The organism is Tenacibaculum todarodis, from assembly GCF_001889045.1.
Classification (GTDB): Bacteria; Bacteroidota; Bacteroidia; order Flavobacteriales; family Flavobacteriaceae; genus Polaribacter; species Polaribacter todarodis.
In genome coordinates this window covers 704,314-723,414 of sequence record NZ_CP018155.1, presented here as the reverse complement: position 1 = coordinate 723,414, position 19,101 = coordinate 704,314, and the positions used below count along the sequence as shown (strand labels likewise).

The window sequence follows — 19,101 nt, the reverse complement described above, 5'->3', positions numbered from 1 at the left end:
AATTACTTCTTTGGATAACATAAAAAATACTTAACCACTGGTTTTGTTAGTGCTTGAAGGTTTAATTGATCAGATGCAGATGCAATATCTTTTAATTTCCCTTTCTTACTTAAGATTTTTATAGGTTTTTCTGTGTTATAAGCCTGATTAGAAGTAAAATCATTAAAAACAAAATAAGAAATTTCTGAATCTGAAAGCGCTAGTTTTTCGCTATATTTTGCTTCTTTTTTAGAAATATATTCTTTTGAAAAGGGTTTATCTTGCATTTCAATTTTCAACAATTTTCTATTAATTAACATTGTTGCTAAGCTAGATAACACTTTATCCTCGCTAAACATCCATTGTTTTATGGAAGCCAACACATCATAATCATCTAATGTAGAAAAAAGTTCTAATGTTTTTTCTGAAAAGTTTTCAGCAGAAATTTCCGTATTTAAAAAGTATTTAAAAGCTTTTGTAGCAGGAACTTCTACTCCACTCTTTGCCAACTCCTTTGCTCTTTGCAATACTTTAACTAACATATTTTCAGCCACTAAACCTGTTTTATGCAGATATACTTGCCAATACATTAAACGTCGAGAAATTATAAAGTTTTCTACAGAATAAATTCCTTTTTGTTCAATTACCAGTTCATCATTTTTAACATGCATCATTGCAATTAATCGGTCTGAAGAAATATCCCCTTCTGTAACACCAGTATAAAATGAATCTCGTTTTAAGTAATCTAATCGATCAACATCTAATTGACTCGATATTAATTGGTTTAGAAACTTTCTATTGTATCTTCCTTCAAAAATTTGAATTGCTAAGTCTAGTTTTCCATTGAACTCTTCATTCAATTTTTTCATAAATTTTAGAGAAATCTCTTCATGAGAAATTCCGCTAACAATACTATGTTCTAAAGCATGTGAAAAAGCTCCATGACCAATATCGTGTAAGAGAATTGCAATTAAAAGTGCTTTTGCTTCATCATCCGAAATTACTACATTCTTAGAACGTAAAACACGTATTGCCTTATGCATTAGATGCATACAACCAATTGCGTGATGAAAACGAGTATGGTTTGCTCCTGGATACACTAAGTTAGACATTCCCATTTGAGAAACTCTTCTCAATCGTTGAAAATATCGATGCTCAATAATATCAAAAATGAGCGAATTAGGTATCGTTACAAATCCATAAATAGGATCGTTTAATATTTTTAATTTATTTTTTTTCGGTTTAGCCAAATCAATAATTTTTAGCAAATCTAACAAAATCGTTTTATTAACGTAATTTTAAGCTTTTAAAACGCAACAAATTTATTTTTTGGCGTTAATTAGTAGACGCTTATTTCTTTAAAAATTAATTAGCAAAAACTTTTAAAAATAATTATTACAAATCAGGTCTTTGGCTTGTATTTTACATATAAAACACTATGAAACAAATAGATATACTTTGGGTAGATGATGAAATTGATTTATTAAAACCACATCAACTATTTTTAGAAAAAAAAGGATATAAAGTTACAACAAGTACAAACGGAACAGATGCTATAGATTTAATAGATGAAAAACGTTTCGATATTGTTTTTTTAGATGAAAATATGCCTGGTTTAACAGGTTTAGAAACACTTGCTGAAATAAAACAAAAACAACCCAATCTTCCTATAGTAATGATTACTAAAAGTGAAGAAGAATATATTATGGAAGATGCAATTGGTTCTAAAATTGCAGATTATTTAATAAAACCAGTAAATCCAAATCAGATTTTATTGAGTTTAAAAAAGAGCTTAGATCATTCTCGTTTAATTTCTGAAAAAACAACTTCTAATTATCAACAGGAATTCAGAAAAATATCGATGGATTTAGCAATGGTAAATTCTTATGAAGAATGGTTTACGTTATATAAAAAGCTAATTCACTGGGAATTAGAACTAGAAACAATTTCTGATGCAGGAATGTTAGGTATTTTAGAAAGCCAGAAGCAAGAAGCTAATACACAGTTCTTTAAATTCGTAAAAAAGAATTACCAAGATTGGTTAACAGCTGGCGATAGACCTACTTTTTCACATACTTTATTTAAAGATTTTGTAGTTCCACATTTAAGCAAAGACCAAGGAACTTTATTAATTGTTATTGATAATTTACGTTTTGACCAATACAGAACCTTAGAACCTTTACTTAATAATTTTTATAAAAAGGAAGAAGAACACTCTTATTTAAGCATTTTACCAACGGCAACACAATATGCCAGAAACGCTATTTTTTCTGGATTAATGCCTTCGGAAATGGAGAAAAAACATCCAAATTATTGGAAAAATGACCTCGATGAAGGTGGGAAAAATTTATATGAAAATGAATTTTTAGAAGCACAAATAAAACGTTTAAACCTAGATATTAAGCACGAATATTATAAAATAACCAATTTACGAAGCGGAAAAGAACTTGCCGATAATTACAACGGAACAAAACAGAACGACTTAACAGTTGTAGTGTATAATTTTGTTGATATGCTTTCGCATGCTAAAACCGAAATGGAAGTAATTAAAGAGTTGGCTGGAGATGATAAAGCATATCGCTCACTTACAGTAAGTTGGTTTAAGAATTCTCCTTTGTTCGAGATAATTCAAAAAGCAAAATTATTAGGTCAAAAACTTATAATAACAACCGATCACGGAACCATAAATTGTAAGCATCCTACTAAGGTAATTGGTAATAAAAACATCAGTTCAAATTTACGTTACAAAACAGGTAGAAGTCTTTCATATGAAGAAAAAGATGTCTTTGCAGTAAAAAATCCGAAAGACATTTTCTTACCAAGTATAGCAATTAATAGTCCGTTTATTTTTGCAAAAGAAGATATGTTTTTCGCCTATCCAAATAATTACAATCACTTTGTGAAATATTATAAAAATACGTATCAACATGGTGGAATATCTTTGGAAGAAATGATAATTCCTTGTGCTATTTATGAACCTAAATAAAGTTGGCAGTATTCAGTTCTCAGTAAACAGTTGCAATAAAACTATGTTTTGGATGTTACTATGTGGTCAGTTTTCAGAGTTTTATATTTTTTATAAAAACTAATCGTTGTTTTCATTATTTTTGCATTAATGAACAAAGATTATTCTATAGCGCAGTTATCTGAAATTGCACAAGAAATTATTACTTCCGCAGTACATAAAACATTGTTGTTTAATGGAGAAATGGGTGTTGGTAAAACTACACTTATAAAAGAAATCTGTAAACAACTAGGTGTAGAAGATGTTGCCCACTCACCTACTTTTTCTTTAGTAAATGAATATTTAACTACAAAAGGAGAAACAGTTTATCATTTCGATTTTTATAGAATTGAGCACGAAGAAGAGGCTTACGATATGGGAATTGAAGATTATTTATATACAAATAATTGGTATTTAATTGAGTGGCCAAACAATGTAGAAAATTTACTACCTTTAGAAACTGTGGAAATTAATATTTCGCTTTTAGAAAACGGACAACGCAACATTCAACTAAAAACCAACTCATGAGTTTATACTCGCCATTTAGTAAGGAAGATTTAATGCCTCAGCCAGAAATGCTTGAAATTCAAAAGCAAAAAGGTGAATTATTTATCGGCTTACCAAAAGAAACACATTTCGAAGAAAAACGAATAAGTTTAACACCAGATGCTGTTTCTGCTTTAGTTGCGCATGGACACAGAATTGTTGTAGAAACTGGTGCAGGAGAAAACTCAAATTATGCCGATAAAGAATACTCAGAAGCTGGTGCAAAAATATCGTACGATGTTAAAGAAGTATTTGGTTGTAACATTATTTTAAAAGTAGAACCGCCTTCTATTAATGAAATTGAAATGATGAATCCACAAACCATCTTAATTTCAGCATTACAATTAAAGACTCAGAACAAAAAATACTTTGAAGCTTTAGCTAAAAAAAGAATTACTGCTGTAGCATTCGATTATATAAAAGACGAACACGGTGTGTATCCAATAGTAAAATCACTTAGTGAAATTGCAGGAACCGCTTCAATTTTAATTGCTTCAGAATTAATGAACAGCATAAATGAAGGAAACGGTTTATTATTAGGAAATATTGGTGGAGTTCCGCCAACATCTGTGGTAATTTTAGGCGCAGGAACTGTTGGTGAATTTGCAGCGCGTTCTGCAATTGGTCTAGGTGCGCGAGTAAAAGTATTCGATAACTCGCTAACAAAACTTAGAACATTACAGCATCGCTTACCGTCACCTATTTACACTTCTACAATACAACCAAAAACATTGGCAAAAGCATTAATGCGTTGCGATGTTGCTGTTGGTGCAATTCGTGGTAAAGATCGCTCTCCTGTTGTTGTTACTGAAAGTATGATTGAAAAAATGAAAGACGGAGCAGTAATTGTTGATGTTAGTATAGATCGTGGAGGTTGTTTTGAAACTTCAAACATTACAACGCATAGCAAACCAACTTTTACAGAACACGGTGTTATACATTATTGCGTTCCAAATATACCTTCTAGATATTCTAGAACTGCCTCTGTATCAATAAGTAATATTTTAACGCCGTATTTATTAAGTATTGCTGAAGAAGGCGGATTTGAAAATGCAATGCGTTACGATAAAAGTTTACGAAACGGAATGTATTTTTACCACGGAATTTTAACAAATAAAACGGTTGCAGATTGGTTTAGCTTACCATTTAGAGATATCAATTTATTGATTATTTAATTGAAAAAAAGTTTACACAACGCTTTGCGTTGAGTTTCCGTTGAAATTGTCATTCCTGCGTAGGCAGGAATCTAAAGTTAGAAATATTTTAATTATAAACTGATTTTTTACATTAAATTTGCAGTTCAAATTTAAAACATGCTTAAAAGGTTTTTTTATTACTTAATTGGTTTATCACTTGGTTCTTTAATTGTTTACTTCTTTTGGACAAAAAAAGATGTTACTTTTAATTACGGAATGGATGCGCGTACGCTAAAAACAATACGTATAAGAGAACGTTTATATTCTGACGAAGCTAAGTTAACAATGGCAAAACATAATATTGACAGTCTTCAAATAGCTACAGTTTTAGAAAATGGCGATGTTAATTTTGGTAAAAGTAAAGCACGTATAAAACCTTGTCCAGAATATTATGTTACTGGAAAAAAGTTAGACTTATACATTATTCGCTGCGATAGTACTTCAACAATAAAAAATATTACAATAAAGAGCAATTAAATTGCTAATTCTTATCATCTAAAACGTTTTCGTAAATTATTTTTCAAAAGAATAGTCTTTTTGTTAAATATAATTTACATTTGAAGCGTGAACGTTAATAAAAATACAAACACTTCTAACTCAATCATAATGATTGGGCGTATTACTATTATCACAATTTCTACAATTACCCTTTAAGGGTGTAATTAATTTCATATAAACTTTAGGTCAACATTATACTTTCAAACGAAGGCAAATAACCATAGGCTAGTAAAAAAAACAATAACAATTATCAATAAATATTTAAAATGAAAGTTTTAAAATTCGGAGGTTCATCCGTAGCCAGTTCTCAAACAATACAACAAGTTTTACAAGTTGTTAAACAAACAGCACAAAAAGATAAAGTATTAGTAGTTGTTTCCGCTTTCGGAAAAACTACAAACAAGTTAATTGCTGCTGCAGAACAAGCAGCTAGAAAAGATACTAACTATACTTCTCTTTTTAATGAGGTTAAACAACACCATCTTCAAGTTATTGCAGATTTAATTGCAACTGAAAGACAAGATGAGGTTAAAACCAAGGTCGAAAAATTATTTTCTAAACTAGAAATTTTACTACAAGGTTGTTTCTTATTAGAAGAAATTACACCTAAAACATTAGCAACTATTAGTGGTTTTGGTGAACTTTTATCTTCTTACATAATTTCTGAAGCTGCAAAAAACGAAATAGATGCGGGTTATAAAGATAGTAGAGAGTTAATTATAACATCTAACAGTTTCGAAAATGCACAAGTTAATTTTAAATTAACAGAGAAAAATTGTCAAGATTTCTTTAAAAATAACAATAACCAAGTAACATTATTACCTGGTTTTATAGCAAATACAGAAAATGGGCAATCAACTACGTTAGGTCGTGGAGGTTCAGATTATTCTGCGGCTATTTATGCGGCTTCTTTAAATGCTGAAGAATTACAAATTTGGACAGACGTTAGTGGAATGTACACTGCAAATCCATCTGTTGTAAAACAAGCATTTCCAATTCCGCATATTTCATATCAAGAAGCAATGGAATTGTCTCATTTTGGCGCAAAAGTTATTTATCCACCAACAATTCAACCAACATTAGAAAAGAAAATACCGATTCTAATTAAGAATACTTTTCAACCTGAACAAAATGGAACTTTAATTACTGATAAAACCAACAGCAAAACCAGTGTTAAAGGGATTAGCCATATTGAAAACATAACATTACTTACTTTAGAAGGAAGCGGAATGATTGGTGTTTCAGGTGTTTCTAAACGTGTTTTTGAAACATTATCTGTTGAAAATATAAACGTAGTTTTAATTACACAAGCTTCTTCAGAACATTCAATCTGTATTGGTGTTTTTGATAAAGATGCAAATAAAGCAGCAGAAAGCATCAATGAAACTTTTGCTTTTGAAATTGAAAGGCATAAAGTAAATCCTGTTATTGTTGAACAAAACTTAGCAATTATAGCTTTGGTTGGTGATAACATGAAAAATCACCAAGGTTTAAGTGGGAGAATGTTTAGTTCTTTAGGAAAAAACAACGTAAACGTTAGAGCAATTGCCCAAGGAGCTTCTGAAAAAAATATCTCAGCTGTAATTAATAGTGTTGATGCAAAAAAAGCTTTAAACACGCTTCACGAACAATTTTTTGAAGAAAATATAAAACAGTTAAACTTATTCGTTACGGGTGTTGGTAATGTTGGTGAGCGTTTTTTAGCACAAATTCATAAACAAGCAACCTATTTAAAAGAATATTTAAAACTGAATATAAGAGTAGTTGGAATTTCTAATTCTAGAAAAATGACTTTTAATGAAGACGGTCTAGATTTAACAAATTGGAAAGAAGCCTTAGAAAATGGGGAACAAACATCTTTAGATGCCTTTTTTAATAAGACTAAAGCATTAAACTTACGTAACTCAGTATTTGTAGACAACACAGCTAACAAAAACGTTTCGGAGGTTTATCAAAATTATTTAGAACAAAATATTGGCGTAGTAACTTGTAACAAAATTGCTTGTGCCTCTAATTTAGATAATTACAAGACACTTAAAAGAGTATCGCGTAAATTTAATGCTCCTTTCTTGTTTGAAACTAATGTTGGTGCAGGTTTACCTGTAATTGACACCTTAAAAAACTTAATTGCTTCTGGAGATAGAATCCATAAAATACAAGCAGTCTTATCGGGAAGTTTAAATTTTGTTTTCAATAATTTTAATGAAAATACTACTTTCCATGATGTTGTTGCACAAGCTCAAAAAGAAGGTTTCACAGAACCAGATCCAAAGATAGATTTAAGTGGAATTGACGTTGCAAGAAAAATTTTAATCTTAGCGCGTGAAAGCGGATACGAATTAGAGCTTTCTGATATTGATAACAACTCATTTTTACCAGAAAAAAGCCTTAAAACAACTAATAATGACGATTTTTACGCATCTTTAACAGCATCTGAAGCTCATTTTCAGAATATCTACAAAGAAGCGAATGACAAAGATTGTCGTTTAAAATACGTGGCAACTTTTGAAAACGGTAAAGCATCAGTTGGTTTACAACATATTCCATCAGATCATCCTTTTTATAATTTAGAAGGAAGTGATAATATTGTGTTATTTTTCACAGAAAGATATCCCGTAAATCCATTATTAATAAAAGGTGCTGGAGCTGGTGCAGAAGTTACTGCTTCTGGTATTTTTGCGGATGTAATTAGAATTGGAAAGAACTAAAAAATGAAGTATTTAAAAATATTTTCTCCTGCAACTGTAGCAAATGTTTCCTGCGGATTTGATTCGTTAGGTTTAGCAATTGACTCCGTTGGTGACGAAATGACTTTTACTAAAACCGAAGAAAAAGGTGTTAGAATTACTGAAATAACAGGCGCTAATTTACCTTTAAACGCAAAAGAAAATGCTGCAGGTGCTGTTGCTTTAGCAATGTTAGAAAAACATCCTGTAGATTTTGGAATAGAAATGACAATGCACAAAGGTTTTTCTCCCGGAAGCGGTTTAGGAAGTAGCGCGGCAAGTGCTGCTGGTGCCGCTTTTGGTGTAAATCAGTTTTTAGGAAATCCGTTTTCTCAATTAGAGTTAACAAAATTTGCTATGATTGGCGAAGAAACTGCTTGCGGAAGTGCAATTGCAGACAATGTTTCTGCGGCTATTTACGGTGGTTTTGTTTTAGTTAGAAGTTACGAACCTTTGGATATTATTAAAATTCCTGTTCCAACAGAATTAAGAGTTGTTGCAATTCACCCACAAGTGGAAGTTAAAACAAAAGATTCTAGAGACGTTTTACCAAAAGAAGTACCTTTAAAAAGTGCAATTACACAATGGGCTAATTTAGCCGGATTAATTAGCGGTTTACATACTGAAAATTACGAGCTAATATCTAACTCGTTAACAGATATTATAGTAGAACCTGCTCGTAAACATTTAATTCCGCATTTTGATGTAGTTAAAAGCGAAGCTTTAAAAGCAGGTGCTTTGGGTGCTGGAATTTCTGGCGCAGGACCTACAATTTTTGCGTTGTGTAAAGGAGATACTATTGCAAACGATGTGTTTGCATCAATTGAAAATGCATATAAAAATATAAAAATCGATTTTAATATGCATCGTTCAAAAATTAATACAGAAGGAATAAAAATTTTAGAAGAAAGATAAATCAACGAATATTTTAAACCCATAGTTTTCTATAAAAAGTGTTTTTTGAGAATTATTTGTCATTCCTGCGAAGGCAGGAATCTATAATTAAGTTTGTATGGATTCCTGCTTTCGCAGGAATGACAATGGAAGTTTAAAAAATCGTAATTAAATATTAAAAATGAAGTATTATAGTCTTAATCATAAATCACCAAAAGTAAGCTTTAAAAGTGCTGTAGTTAACGGTTTAGCGCCTGATAGAGGTTTGTATTTCCCAGAGAGCATCACTCCTATTGCTAGTGATTTTATTAAAAATATTGCCAATTATTCTAACGAAGAAATTGCGTATGAAGCTATCAAACAATTTGTTGGAGATGAGATTCCTACAGAAGTTTTAAAAAATATTATTGATGAAACCTTGACTTTCGATTTTCCTATTGTTAATGTCGAAGAAAACATTGGTGCATTAGAGTTGTTTCACGGACCAACAATGGCTTTTAAAGATGTTGGCGCACGTTTTATGGCGCGTTGTTTAGCGTATTTTAATAAGAATAATGAAGATAAAGTTACTGTTTTAGTTGCTACTTCTGGAGATACTGGAGGTGCTGTTGCAAGCGGATTTTTAGGTGTTAAAGGCGTAGAAGTTGTTATTTTATATCCAAGCGGAAAAGTTAGTGATATTCAAGAAAAGCAATTAACTACTTTAGGACAAAATATTAAAGCATTAGAAGTTGATGGTGTTTTTGATGATTGTCAAGAAATGGTAAAAACTGCTTTTTTAGATACTGAAATTTCTAAAACGTTAACATCAGCTAACTCAATAAATATTGCACGTTGGTTGCCACAAATGTTCTATTTTTTCTTTGCGTATAAGCAATTGCACAAAAAACATAAAGACATCGTTTTTTCTGTACCAAGTGGAAATTTTGGAAATATTTGTGCCGGAATTATGGCTCAAAAATTAGGTTTACCAGTAAAACATTTTGTTGCTTCAACCAATATAAACGATACAGTTCCTAACTTTTTAGCAACTGAAAAATACGATCCAAAACCATCTAAAGCTACTATCTCTAACGCTATGGATGTTGGTAATCCAAGTAATTTTATCAGAATTCAAGAATTGTTTGGTAACAATACAGAAAAATTAAAACAAGCTTTTGCCTCGTATTCTTTTACAGATGAAGCAACTAAAAAAGCTATGAAAGAAATTTATAAAACTTCTGGTTATGTTACAGATCCACACGGTGCTGTTGGATATTTAGGTTTAAAAAAATACAATTTAGCCGATACTGATTTTGGTGTATTTTTAGAAACTGCACATCCTGTAAAGTTTTTAGATATTGTTGAGGAAACATTGCCTGTAACTGTTGAAATTCCTGAGCAGATTAAATCTGTAATTGATAAAGTAAAAGTTGCTACAAAAGTTAGTAATTATACCGAATTAAAAGCGTTTTTAAATTCTTAAGATGTTATAACGATTTCAAATTTATAAACCTCGCTTCCATTTTGGAGCGAGTGTTTTTTTTTATATCTTGATTTTCTTATTAAAAATATAACTTAACTACTTACAAACTAGATGGAAAATTATATAGGAAAAATAGTTTCACCTTTTAATGAAAATGAATCTATTGATTTCGTTAGACTTTCATTGTCTAATGAAACTATAGAAATTGAATTATCATCTAGCCAACGAGGTTTTAACAGCATAAAAACTATAATTGGAGTATTTAATGGATTTGGTAAAGCTACATTAGTAAACTGTAAATACATTGGAATGTCAATTGGAGCTGGTGCAGATGTAAAAAAATATTCTGCTGAATATCTGTTTAAAGGAGATTTTATAAACAACCCCGAATTATTTTACTTTGATAATGTAAATATAGAAATGACAGGCTTATTAGATTGGACTAATATTTCAGCAATTAAAAACAATCTTATTAATGATAAAAAATTAATTATAGAAGATTTTGATTTAATTGAAATTTATAATTCTGATGTTTTTTCTGTAGAATTATACACTTCTAACAACATAAATATTAAGAGAAAAAACAATCAGATAACCATTAAAGAAAATATTGGGTTAAAAATAAAATCAAACAAAGAAGATATAAATGTTTGGAAGTTTTTAAATTTAATAAAAGAGTTAAAAAAAATATTTTTTATTCTTAGCAACGAAAAAACAGAGATTGACAGTACAACTTTCCATAAAAAAAAGGAAATGCCTGTTTCTTTATATTGGACAGGAAATAATTCTTTGGGTTCACCATCACCATTGAATCCAAGAATTAAATTTGACGACATTAAACATAATTTAGACGAAATTATTCAAAATTGGTTTGAAAAAAAAGACCTTCATACAAGTATAGAATTAATCTTAGAAAAATCTATAAATAACAAGTTAAGCCGTGAAAATTATTTTTTAAATAATTGTTTCTCTATCGAGACATATCATAGACGTTTTATGAATTATAAATTATTTGATAGGACCAAATTTAAATCTATAAAAAAAGGGATATTAGAATCAATAGAAGATAATACAATTAGAAATTTAATAGAAAATAACTTGGCACACATTAATGAACCAAATTTTAGAAAAAGGTTATCTGATTTTGAATCTGATTTCTCTACTTTACTTCCTAATGATTGGGATGTTGAGGAATATATAAGAAAAATTGTAAAATCACGTAATTATTTAGTTCATAGAAGTTCAACAAAGAATATATTTAATAATTTTGATATGTTATATGCATCAATTTATATTGAAATAATTATTAAAATTAATGTTTACAGAAGTCTAGGAATAAATGAAAGTTTAGTAAAAAAATTACTTATTGAAACTGGAGAAAGAGTTAAAGGTTTTTATGATTCTAATAAACAAAGAAGGTTTGAAAATAATAAATTGAAGATAAAACGTATAAAAAATTAGTAAAGTCATTACACAAATACTTCAGCATACATCACTTAAAGACTCAACAATTCTTATACTTATCGTGTAAACCTTCGCCACGTAAAATCATTGGAATAATTTTTTCTAAGCGAGATAATTTTGTGGTTTCACGTTTTGCTCCAAAAATATGGTCAGCAAAATCACGTTGTTTACTTTTTGTAAACTCGTTAAACGCAATTTTTATGTCTTCGTTTTTAGTAAATACTTCGTTTAGTAAATCAGGAATTAAAAGCGGTTTTGTAGTTCGTTTGGGTTTAATCTCCTTCCCTGCTTCTATATTATCAATTGCTTCTAAAATGTATCCTTTAATAATGTCTTCTTTAATTTCAGAAGCAGCAACTAAGCGCATTTGTCGCATTGCTTGGGTTTTACCTTCTTGCGCGTTTCTTAAAACCTTTGCTTTGTCTTTTAATAATCCACCTTGAAAAAACCACAATCCAAAATGATTTTTAAATGCCGCAATACTAACCACATTTTTCCCTTTGTAAGAATACGTTGGTGAACCCCATTTTATAGTTTCCTCCAAAGGAAGTTGCATCAAAATAGTACGCATGTGAATTAATTCTTGCGTCCATTTTTCTTTAGATGTAATAAATTCTGTTACTCTCGAATCCATTTTATCTATTAAGAATTATCGTTAGCAGGAGCACTAATCATCCATTGTATGCCAAATTTATCGATACAGCTTCCAAATTTTCCACCCCAAAAAACTTCAGCATAAGGCATTGTTGTTTTTCCGCCATCGGCCAAACCATCAAAAATTGCATAACCACTTTCTTCATCATCCGCCGTAATAGAAATATTACTATTATTTCCTTTAACTAATGGTTCCTCAAAACTATCAGAAAGTTTTATTTGACTGTTTGTTCCAAAAGATAAAGTTGCATGCATAATTTTATTGGCTATTTCTGGTGAAGAAAATTCAGGTGGTCCTTCAGAATAACGCATTATCATTTCAAATTTACCATCAAAAATATCTTGATAATATAGCATTGCTTCTTCGCAATTTCCATCAAAAAATAAATAAACATCACTTCTCATAATCTAACTTTTTAAAATTCTTTCTAAAGTTAGTTATTTTTATTTAAATAATGTTCTTTGATTTTATCTACGTTTTTAATGGTTTTTTCTACCCAATCTGCATAAATAGTTTCCTTTTCTTCTTCGGAAAGTTGCCAATCGATATCCGTTTTTTTCAGCTTTGTAGTAACGTCTTGTAAAATGATTGCCGCGGCAACAGAAATGTTTAAACTCTCGGTAAAACCAACCATTGGAATTTTTAAAAATCCGTCTGCATTTTCTTTTACATAATCAGAAATTCCTTCTTTTTCAACACCAAAAACAAAGGCAGTTTTTTTAGTAACATCAAAATCAGATAAAACTTTATCTGTATGTGGCGTTGTTCCAACAATTTGATATCCTTTGCTACGCAAGTCTTTAAAACAATTTTCTATATTATCTCCATCTTCTTTAAAACGATGAAAATCTAACCATTTCTGACTTCCTTTTGCTACATGACGTGATACTTTATTGATGTAATTATTTTCTACCGTATACAAATCTTGAACTCCAAAAATATCGCAAGTTCTTACCACTGCGCTTGAGTTATGCGCTTGATAAATATCTTCTAAAACAACTGTAAAATGACGTGTTCTTTCTGCTAAAACAGTTTTAAAAAGTGCTTTCCTCCTATCCGTTAAATATCCTTCTAAATATTCTCTTAAATCTTTATTAGCCATAGTACAAACATAAAAATTATTATTTTTACGTTCTAAGAGAGATTCGTTTAATTTACTCATAATTTATAATAAATGAAAAATTTAGTTGTTTTAACGGGCGCGGGAATTTCTGCCGAAAGCGGTATACAAACATTTAGAGATGCTGACGGTTTATGGGAAGGACATGATGTTATGGAAGTTGCATCGCCAGAAGGTTTTGCAAAAAATCCTGAATTGGTTTTGGATTTTTATAACCAACGAAGAAGACAATTGTTAGCAGTAAAACCAAATAAAGGACACGAAAACTTAGCAAAATTAGAAGCTTATTTCAATGTTGAAATTGTTACTCAAAATGTAGATGATTTACACGAACGCGCAAAAAGCACCAATGTTACACATTTACATGGAGAACTTTTAAAAGTAAGAAGTGTTGCCAATGAAACCTTGGTTACCTACAGAGAAAAAGACATTGTTTTGGGCGATTTAGCAGAAGACAACCAACAATTAAGACCACATATAGTTTGGTTTGGTGAAATGGTTCCGATGCTAGATAAAGCAATAGAAATTACGCAAAAAGCTGATATTTTGGTAATTATAGGAACTTCTATGCAAGTATATCCTGCAGCAGGTTTGGTAAATTATATTAAACCGAATACGCCAATTTATTTTATAGATCCAAAACCATCCGTAACTAAAAACGATTTTAATAATTTAACAATTATTAAAGACGTAGCGAGTTCTGGAACGGATACTTTGTTGGAATTATTGATTAAATAATATAGACTTTGTCTTTCCGATGGAGTGAAGCATGAACGACGAGGAATCTAATATTTTTAATATTATGAGATTCCTGAATCGCTTAAAAAGGCGCTATTCGGAATGACAGTTTTTACGAAGTAATTATCCTATTAAAATACTCGTATAATTCTCCTTTAGAAATAGAACTTCCTTTTTCAATTAAATCAAAAATTTCTACATTTCTTTCTTTTCCGTATGGTTTTTCTCCGTTTAAAAACTCCACTTTTTCATCTAAAGCGTTCGTTAACAACCATTCAAAACCTTCTTTTTCTAACAAGTTTATATCTTTATCGACCTTCACAACAATTCTGCTAATTTCTTCATCAATACACTTAAAAAGGTTGACCGTTTTTTCAGAAAAGTGCTCTAAATATTCAACTTTAGTCAATACATCATCCCAAACAACATCAGAAAAAACATTCATTTCTTCTTCTGCAACTTGTGGTTTTTCTTCTTTTAATTGCTTCCATTCTTTTACATCAATACTTTGTGATGCTAAAAAGTGAGCAAACTCTTCGTGTAAACTTTCAAACTGTTCTTTGGTAAGCTGTCTATATTTCATTTGGTAATTTTAGTAAACTATTAGGGTTTGGGCAATTTTGTTTGTAAAAAGGTAGTTTTTCTTTTGAAGAAACTCCCGGATAATCTCCAGAATAATCTTCCATATTTAAAATTAATTGAAAATGTAAATGCGGCGCATAATCTCCATTAACAGTACTATTTCCTAATGCTGCTATCTTTTCTCCTGCTTTTACGTTATTTCCAATTTTAATATTTTGAATAGATTCGGTTGATAAATGTCCGTATAAAGAGTAAAAAGTAACGTCTTCAACTTTATGTTTTAGAATAATTGTTGGTCCATAATCTCCAAAATTATTATTATTTTTAAAACTGTGTATTTCACCATCTAAAACTGCTAAAACATTAGTTTTGGCATTACACCATAAATCGATTCCTAAGTGAATATTTCGTTGATTTTCTTCGGAATTAAAGTAACCACTTCTATTATAAATGTCTCTTTCTTCTAAATAACCTCCAAAAGCAACTTTTGCAGTATTCTCCTTTAAAAAATTAGAAAGATAAGTTTCCCATTCAGATGAAGAAGAAACATCAAAATTTAAGTCTTTATTTTTTGATGAAATTGAAATTGGAACATATTCGTTCAACGAAATTGAAGCATCAATTACCCGTAAAGGACTCGCTGATAATTTTGTTAAAAATGAATTTATTTCCATAAAAAAACCGCCAACTAAATAGGCGGTTCAAATATCTAAAAATTCTAGGGGAAATTAAAAAATATACTAATTTATCTACTAACAGATCCAGAAATAATTGCAACTGGTCCTGCGCCCATTGTTATTGCTGTATGCACATCTGCATCTGCTGCAACTGGCTGAGCTAATGGTTTTAATGTAAATGGTGCAGTGCTATTATCTGGACTTGGTTCTACAGAAATTACAATTGTTGCTCCCTTTAAACTTGTAGGAAAAGTAACACCTGCTGCACTTCCGTTTAAATAATCTTCTCCAGGATAACCAGGACCATTTCCGTCTGTTCCTTTAAAAGGAGAAGTAGCTGCATTATCATCTGCCATACTTGCATCTGTAAAAGTTCCTGTAGAAACTGGTGTTCCGTTAATTACAGCCCATCCTTCGTATTTCCAACCTGCAGATAATGTTGGTAATTGCAATCCAACTGCTGCACTTACTGAAGAGTTATCTAAAAACCAAACTCCACTATCTTCATTTGTATCATCCATATCTGTTGGTGTAGCTAAAATAAATTTTCCTGAAGATGCTCCTAAAGTTCCTAAAGAACTTGTTGCATCTACAACAATATTATCTGAATTTACAGAAGCAGAATTACCGTTAAAAGCTCCCATTAATATTTTAGTTGCTGCTGGTGCAGGATCATTATCTGGATTTGGTTCTATTGATAACACAAAATTTGTTGCTGCTGCTAATTGCGCTGTATTTGTAGGGAATGAGATTTGAGATAAAGCTCCTGAATCGTCTACAGAAAATGTACCTGTAGAAACTGGTCCATCGTCAAGAATAATCCAACCTTCATAACGATATTCGTCTCCTAAATTCTCTAAACCAGAAATATCTAATGTTAAACTAGATGTTGAAGGAGTATCATCGTCATCACTACAAGAAGTAAAAGCTAATGTTGCTAAAGCTGCAACACCTAAAAGTAATTTTTTCATAATGTAAATTTTAATAGTTAATATTTCAACTTAAGTCGAAGTAAAAAAAAACTGCTTACAAAAAAAAAACTCCTTTTTTAAAACAAAAGGAGTTTTTCGCATATAAAAACTTGATACTAAGCGTTTTCTTTTTTAATTAAATTTAAAGCAGAACCCTCATTATACCATTCAATTTGCCCATCATTATATGTATGATTTGCTATAATTATGTCTTTTGAACCATCTGCATGCACAACTTCTAACGTTAAAGGTTTGCCTGGTGCAAACTCATTTAAGTCAACAAAATTGAACGTATCATCTTCTTGAATTAAATCGTAATCTGCTTCATTTGCAAACGTTAAACCTAACATTCCTTGTTTCTTCAAGTTTGTTTCGTGAATACGAGCAAAAGACTTAACTAAAACTGCAGCAACACCTAAATGTCTTGGCTCCATTGCAGCATGTTCTCTAGAAGAACCTTCACCGTAATTATGATCTCCAACTACAATTGTATTAATTCCTGCTGCTTTATAAGCTCTTGCTGTTTTTGGTACTGCGTCATATTCTCCATTTAACTGACTTTTTACAAAGTTCGTTTTCATGTTATAAGCATTTACAGCTCCAATTAACATATTGTTAGAAATATTATCTAAATGACCACGGAAACGTAACCAAGGTCCTGCCATAGAAATATGATCTGTTGTACATTTTCCGAATGCTTTTATTAATAATTTCACACCGTTTAATTCATTTCCTAAAGGAGTAAAAGGCGATAATAATTCTAATCTTTCTGAAGTAGGATTTACTTTAATTTCTACACCACTTCCATCTTCTTCTGGTGCTAAATAACCGTCATCTTTTACCTCAAAACCTTTTGGCGGTAATTCCCAACCTGTTGGCTCATCAAACATTACTTGCTCACCATTTTCGTTAATTAACGAATCCGTCATCGGGTTAAAATCTAAACGACCCGCAATTGCAATTGCCGCTGTTAGTTCTGGTGAAGCAACAAATGCGTGTGTATTTGGGTTACCATCTGCACGTTTTGCAAAGTTTCTATTAAACGAGTGGACAATACTGTTTTTGGGTGCATTTTTAGGATCGCTATATCTTGCCCATTGCCCAATACAAGGACCACAAGCATTTGTAAAAATCTTAGCGTCTAATTGTTCAAAAATCCCTAAAATACCGTCTCTTTCTGCTGTGTAACGTACTTTTTCCGAACCAGGATTAATACCTAATTGCGATTTCATTTTTAATCCTTTATCTAAAGCTTGTTTTGCTATAGATGAAGCTCTTGATAAATCTTCATAAGAAGAGTTAGTACAAGAACCTATTAAACCCCATTCAACTTGTAAAGGCCAATCGTTTTTATTTGCAATAGCTGTCATGTCTGAACCTGCTTTTGTAGATAAATCTGGTGTAAATGGTCCGTTTAATAATGGTGTTAATTCCGATAAATTTATCTCTATAACTTGGTCAAAATATTGTTCTGGATTTGCATATACTTCATCATCACCTGTTAAATAATCTTTAACCTTGTTTGCGGCATCAGCAACATCAGCTCTTTCTGTAGCTCGTAAATAACGTTCCATAGATTCATCGTAACCAAAAGTAGAAGTGGTTGCTCCAATTTCTGCTCCCATGTTACAAATTGTACCTTTACCAGTACAAGACATACTTCTTGCTCCTTCTCCAAAATATTCTACAATTGCATCTGTACCTCCTTTTGCAGAAACAATTCCTGCTACTTTTAAAATAACATCTTTTGGTGCAGCCCAACCAGAAATTTTTCCAGTTAGTTTAACTCCAATTAACTTCGGAAATTTTAACTCCCAAGCCATTCCTGCCATAACATCTACTGCATCTGCTCCACCAACACCAATTGCTACCATTCCTAATCCACCAGCATTTACGGTGTGCGAATCTGTACCAATCATCATTCCACCTGGAAATGCATAATTTTCTAATACTACTTGATGAATAATTCCTGCTCCAGGTTTCCAGAAACCTAAACCATATTTGTTAGAAACAGATTCTAAGAAATCAAAAACTTCACTACTTGTACTATTGGCCGTTTTTAAATCGGCAGCAGCACCATCTTTCGCTTGAATTAAGTGATCACAATGTGTTGTAGTTGGAACTGCAACTTTAGCTTTACCTGCTTGCATAAACTGTAATAAAGCCATTTGTGCAGTAGCATCTTGTAATGCAATACGGTCTGGTGCAAAATCTACATAATCTTTACCTCTAACAAAGGCTTTATTAGGATTTCCATCCCATAAATGTGAATACAGTATTTTTTCTGCAAGTGTTAAAGGTTTCCCTGTAATTTTACGAGCAGCATCTACTCTATCAACTACTTTAGAATAGACTTTTTTAATCATGTCAATATCAAATGCCATAAGAATTTTATATATTTTAGGTTAGACTTGTTTCCAATTCCCAAGATACAAAATATATTATTTATTTCTTTAAGTGTAAAATATTTAATATTGATAGTTTTATAGGTTATTTTGATTGAACTTAACTAAAAATAAATACGATTAGTTTCCAATAATTACTATCGCCTGGGTTAGGGATTGACGTGGAAATCCTTTTTTTTAA

General features: G+C 31.0%; 17 protein-coding genes. 9 read left to right on the top strand and 8 right to left on the bottom strand.

Annotation, left to right across the window (positions count from 1 at the left end):
* Positions 1–2 precede the first annotated feature (2 nt).
* Positions 3–1,229, bottom strand: coding sequence for an HD domain-containing protein (locus LPB136_RS03310; protein WP_072556891.1), 1,227 nt, complete (start codon positions 1,227–1,229; stop codon positions 3–5).
* Positions 1,230–1,417: 188 nt separating this feature from the next.
* Between LPB136_RS03310 and porX the strand changes: the two genes are divergently transcribed.
* The 8 genes from porX (at position 1,418) to LPB136_RS03270 (ending at position 11,769) form a co-directional block, all read left to right on the top strand.
* On the top strand, positions 1,418–2,965 hold the full coding sequence (porX, locus tag LPB136_RS03305) for a T9SS response regulator signal transducer PorX (RefSeq protein WP_072554771.1): 1,548 nt from the start codon (positions 1,418–1,420) through the stop codon (positions 2,963–2,965).
* Positions 2,966–3,094: 129 nt separating this feature from the next.
* Entirely contained in the window at positions 3,095–3,511 is a 417-nt protein-coding gene (gene tsaE, locus LPB136_RS03300; RefSeq protein ID WP_072554770.1) for a tRNA (adenosine(37)-N6)-threonylcarbamoyltransferase complex ATPase subunit type 1 TsaE, read from the top strand.
* Positions 3,508–4,704, top strand: a complete 1,197-nt coding sequence (locus LPB136_RS03295) for an alanine dehydrogenase (protein WP_072554769.1) — start codon at positions 3,508–3,510, stop codon at positions 4,702–4,704. The genes tsaE and LPB136_RS03295 overlap by 4 nt, the downstream gene beginning before the upstream one ends.
* A 138-nt stretch (positions 4,705–4,842) precedes the next feature.
* Complete coding sequence (locus tag LPB136_RS03290; protein ID WP_072554768.1) at positions 4,843–5,202, top strand: DUF4258 domain-containing protein; 360 nt, start codon at positions 4,843–4,845, stop codon at positions 5,200–5,202.
* A gap of 287 nt (positions 5,203–5,489) precedes the next feature.
* On the top strand, positions 5,490–7,931 hold the full coding sequence (thrA, locus tag LPB136_RS03285) for a bifunctional aspartate kinase/homoserine dehydrogenase I (protein WP_072554767.1): 2,442 nt from the start codon (positions 5,490–5,492) through the stop codon (positions 7,929–7,931).
* A 3-nt stretch (positions 7,932–7,934) separates the two neighbouring features.
* Positions 7,935–8,864 (top strand): homoserine kinase, encoded by a 930-nt coding sequence (locus LPB136_RS03280; RefSeq protein WP_072554766.1) that lies wholly within the window; start codon positions 7,935–7,937, stop codon positions 8,862–8,864.
* Positions 8,865–9,024: 160 nt separating this feature from the next.
* Complete coding sequence (gene thrC, locus LPB136_RS03275) at positions 9,025–10,308, top strand: threonine synthase (protein ID WP_072554765.1); 1,284 nt, start codon at positions 9,025–9,027, stop codon at positions 10,306–10,308.
* A gap of 111 nt (positions 10,309–10,419) precedes the next feature.
* Positions 10,420–11,769: an ApeA N-terminal domain 1-containing protein gene (locus LPB136_RS03270; protein WP_072554764.1), complete on the top strand. Its 1,350-nt coding sequence runs from the start codon at positions 10,420–10,422 to the stop codon at positions 11,767–11,769.
* 43 nt (positions 11,770–11,812) lie between these two features.
* Here the strand turns inward: LPB136_RS03270 and LPB136_RS03265 are convergent, their stop codons facing one another.
* Genes LPB136_RS03265 through LPB136_RS03255 form a run of 3 tightly spaced genes read right to left on the bottom strand, consistent with a single transcriptional unit; the run spans position 11,813 to position 13,529 of the window.
* The gene (locus tag LPB136_RS03265) at positions 11,813–12,406 is read right to left on the bottom strand and encodes a YdeI/OmpD-associated family protein (RefSeq protein WP_072554763.1); all 594 of its coding nucleotides are present in this window, start codon (positions 12,404–12,406) and stop codon (positions 11,813–11,815) included.
* 8 nt (positions 12,407–12,414) lie between these two features.
* Positions 12,415–12,831, bottom strand: a complete 417-nt coding sequence (locus LPB136_RS03260; protein WP_072554762.1) for a VOC family protein — start codon at positions 12,829–12,831, stop codon at positions 12,415–12,417.
* Between the two features lie 29 nt (positions 12,832–12,860).
* Positions 12,861–13,529: a TrmH family RNA methyltransferase gene (locus LPB136_RS03255; RefSeq protein WP_072556890.1), complete on the bottom strand. Its 669-nt coding sequence runs from the start codon at positions 13,527–13,529 to the stop codon at positions 12,861–12,863.
* Positions 13,530–13,601: 72 nt separating this feature from the next.
* On the opposite strand from LPB136_RS03255, the gene LPB136_RS03250 reads away from it, so the two are divergent.
* Positions 13,602–14,285, top strand: a complete 684-nt coding sequence (locus tag LPB136_RS03250) for an SIR2 family NAD-dependent protein deacylase (protein ID WP_072554761.1) — start codon at positions 13,602–13,604, stop codon at positions 14,283–14,285.
* 112 nt (positions 14,286–14,397) lie between these two features.
* Here LPB136_RS03250 and LPB136_RS03245 read toward each other — a convergent pair whose 3' ends face one another.
* From LPB136_RS03245 to LPB136_RS03230, 4 genes are all read right to left on the bottom strand, one after another.
* Complete coding sequence (locus LPB136_RS03245) at positions 14,398–14,868, bottom strand: DUF6495 family protein (protein ID WP_072554760.1); 471 nt, start codon at positions 14,866–14,868, stop codon at positions 14,398–14,400.
* A complete protein-coding gene (locus LPB136_RS03240) occupies positions 14,858–15,541 on the bottom strand; it encodes a peptidoglycan DD-metalloendopeptidase family protein (protein ID WP_072554759.1) in 684 nt (227 codons plus the stop codon). Before LPB136_RS03240 ends, LPB136_RS03245 begins: the two co-directional genes overlap by 11 nt.
* Before the next feature lie 71 nt (positions 15,542–15,612).
* On the bottom strand, positions 15,613–16,515 hold the full coding sequence (locus LPB136_RS03235) for an anti-sigma factor (protein ID WP_072554758.1): 903 nt from the start codon (positions 16,513–16,515) through the stop codon (positions 15,613–15,615).
* Positions 16,516–16,631: 116 nt separating this feature from the next.
* Positions 16,632–18,899 (bottom strand): aconitate hydratase, encoded by a 2,268-nt coding sequence (locus LPB136_RS03230; protein ID WP_072554757.1) that lies wholly within the window; start codon positions 18,897–18,899, stop codon positions 16,632–16,634.
* Positions 18,900–19,101 lie beyond the last annotated feature (202 nt).

What these genes read in the sequence shown, in the direction of transcription:
- LPB136_RS03270 (WP_072554764.1), top strand. Translation starts at nt 10,420, where the DNA reads ATGGAAAATTATATAGGAAAAATAGTTTCACCTTTTAATGAAAATGAA.
- LPB136_RS03230 (WP_072554757.1), bottom strand. Translation starts at nt 18,899, where the DNA reads ATGGCATTTGATATTGACATGATTAAAAAAGTCTATTCTAAAGTAGTT.
- LPB136_RS03245 (WP_072554760.1), bottom strand. Translation starts at nt 14,868, where the DNA reads ATGAAATATAGACAGCTTACCAAAGAACAGTTTGAAAGTTTACACGAA.
- tsaE (WP_072554770.1), top strand. Translation starts at nt 3,095, where the DNA reads ATGAACAAAGATTATTCTATAGCGCAGTTATCTGAAATTGCACAAGAA.
- LPB136_RS03280 (WP_072554766.1), top strand. Translation starts at nt 7,935, where the DNA reads ATGAAGTATTTAAAAATATTTTCTCCTGCAACTGTAGCAAATGTTTCC.
- LPB136_RS03240 (WP_072554759.1), bottom strand. Translation starts at nt 15,541, where the DNA reads ATGGAAATAAATTCATTTTTAACAAAATTATCAGCGAGTCCTTTACGG.
- LPB136_RS03235 (WP_072554758.1), bottom strand. Translation starts at nt 16,515, where the DNA reads ATGAAAAAATTACTTTTAGGTGTTGCAGCTTTAGCAACATTAGCTTTT.
- LPB136_RS03265 (WP_072554763.1), bottom strand. Translation starts at nt 12,406, where the DNA reads ATGGATTCGAGAGTAACAGAATTTATTACATCTAAAGAAAAATGGACG.
- LPB136_RS03255 (WP_072556890.1), bottom strand. Translation starts at nt 13,529, where the DNA reads ATGGCTAATAAAGATTTAAGAGAATATTTAGAAGGATATTTAACGGAT.
- thrA (WP_072554767.1), top strand. Translation starts at nt 5,490, where the DNA reads ATGAAAGTTTTAAAATTCGGAGGTTCATCCGTAGCCAGTTCTCAAACA.
- thrC (WP_072554765.1), top strand. Translation starts at nt 9,025, where the DNA reads ATGAAGTATTATAGTCTTAATCATAAATCACCAAAAGTAAGCTTTAAA.
- LPB136_RS03290 (WP_072554768.1), top strand. Translation starts at nt 4,843, where the DNA reads ATGCTTAAAAGGTTTTTTTATTACTTAATTGGTTTATCACTTGGTTCT.
- porX (WP_072554771.1), top strand. Translation starts at nt 1,418, where the DNA reads ATGAAACAAATAGATATACTTTGGGTAGATGATGAAATTGATTTATTA.
- LPB136_RS03260 (WP_072554762.1), bottom strand. Translation starts at nt 12,831, where the DNA reads ATGAGAAGTGATGTTTATTTATTTTTTGATGGAAATTGCGAAGAAGCA.
- LPB136_RS03295 (WP_072554769.1), top strand. Translation starts at nt 3,508, where the DNA reads ATGAGTTTATACTCGCCATTTAGTAAGGAAGATTTAATGCCTCAGCCA.
- LPB136_RS03250 (WP_072554761.1), top strand. Translation starts at nt 13,602, where the DNA reads ATGAAAAATTTAGTTGTTTTAACGGGCGCGGGAATTTCTGCCGAAAGC.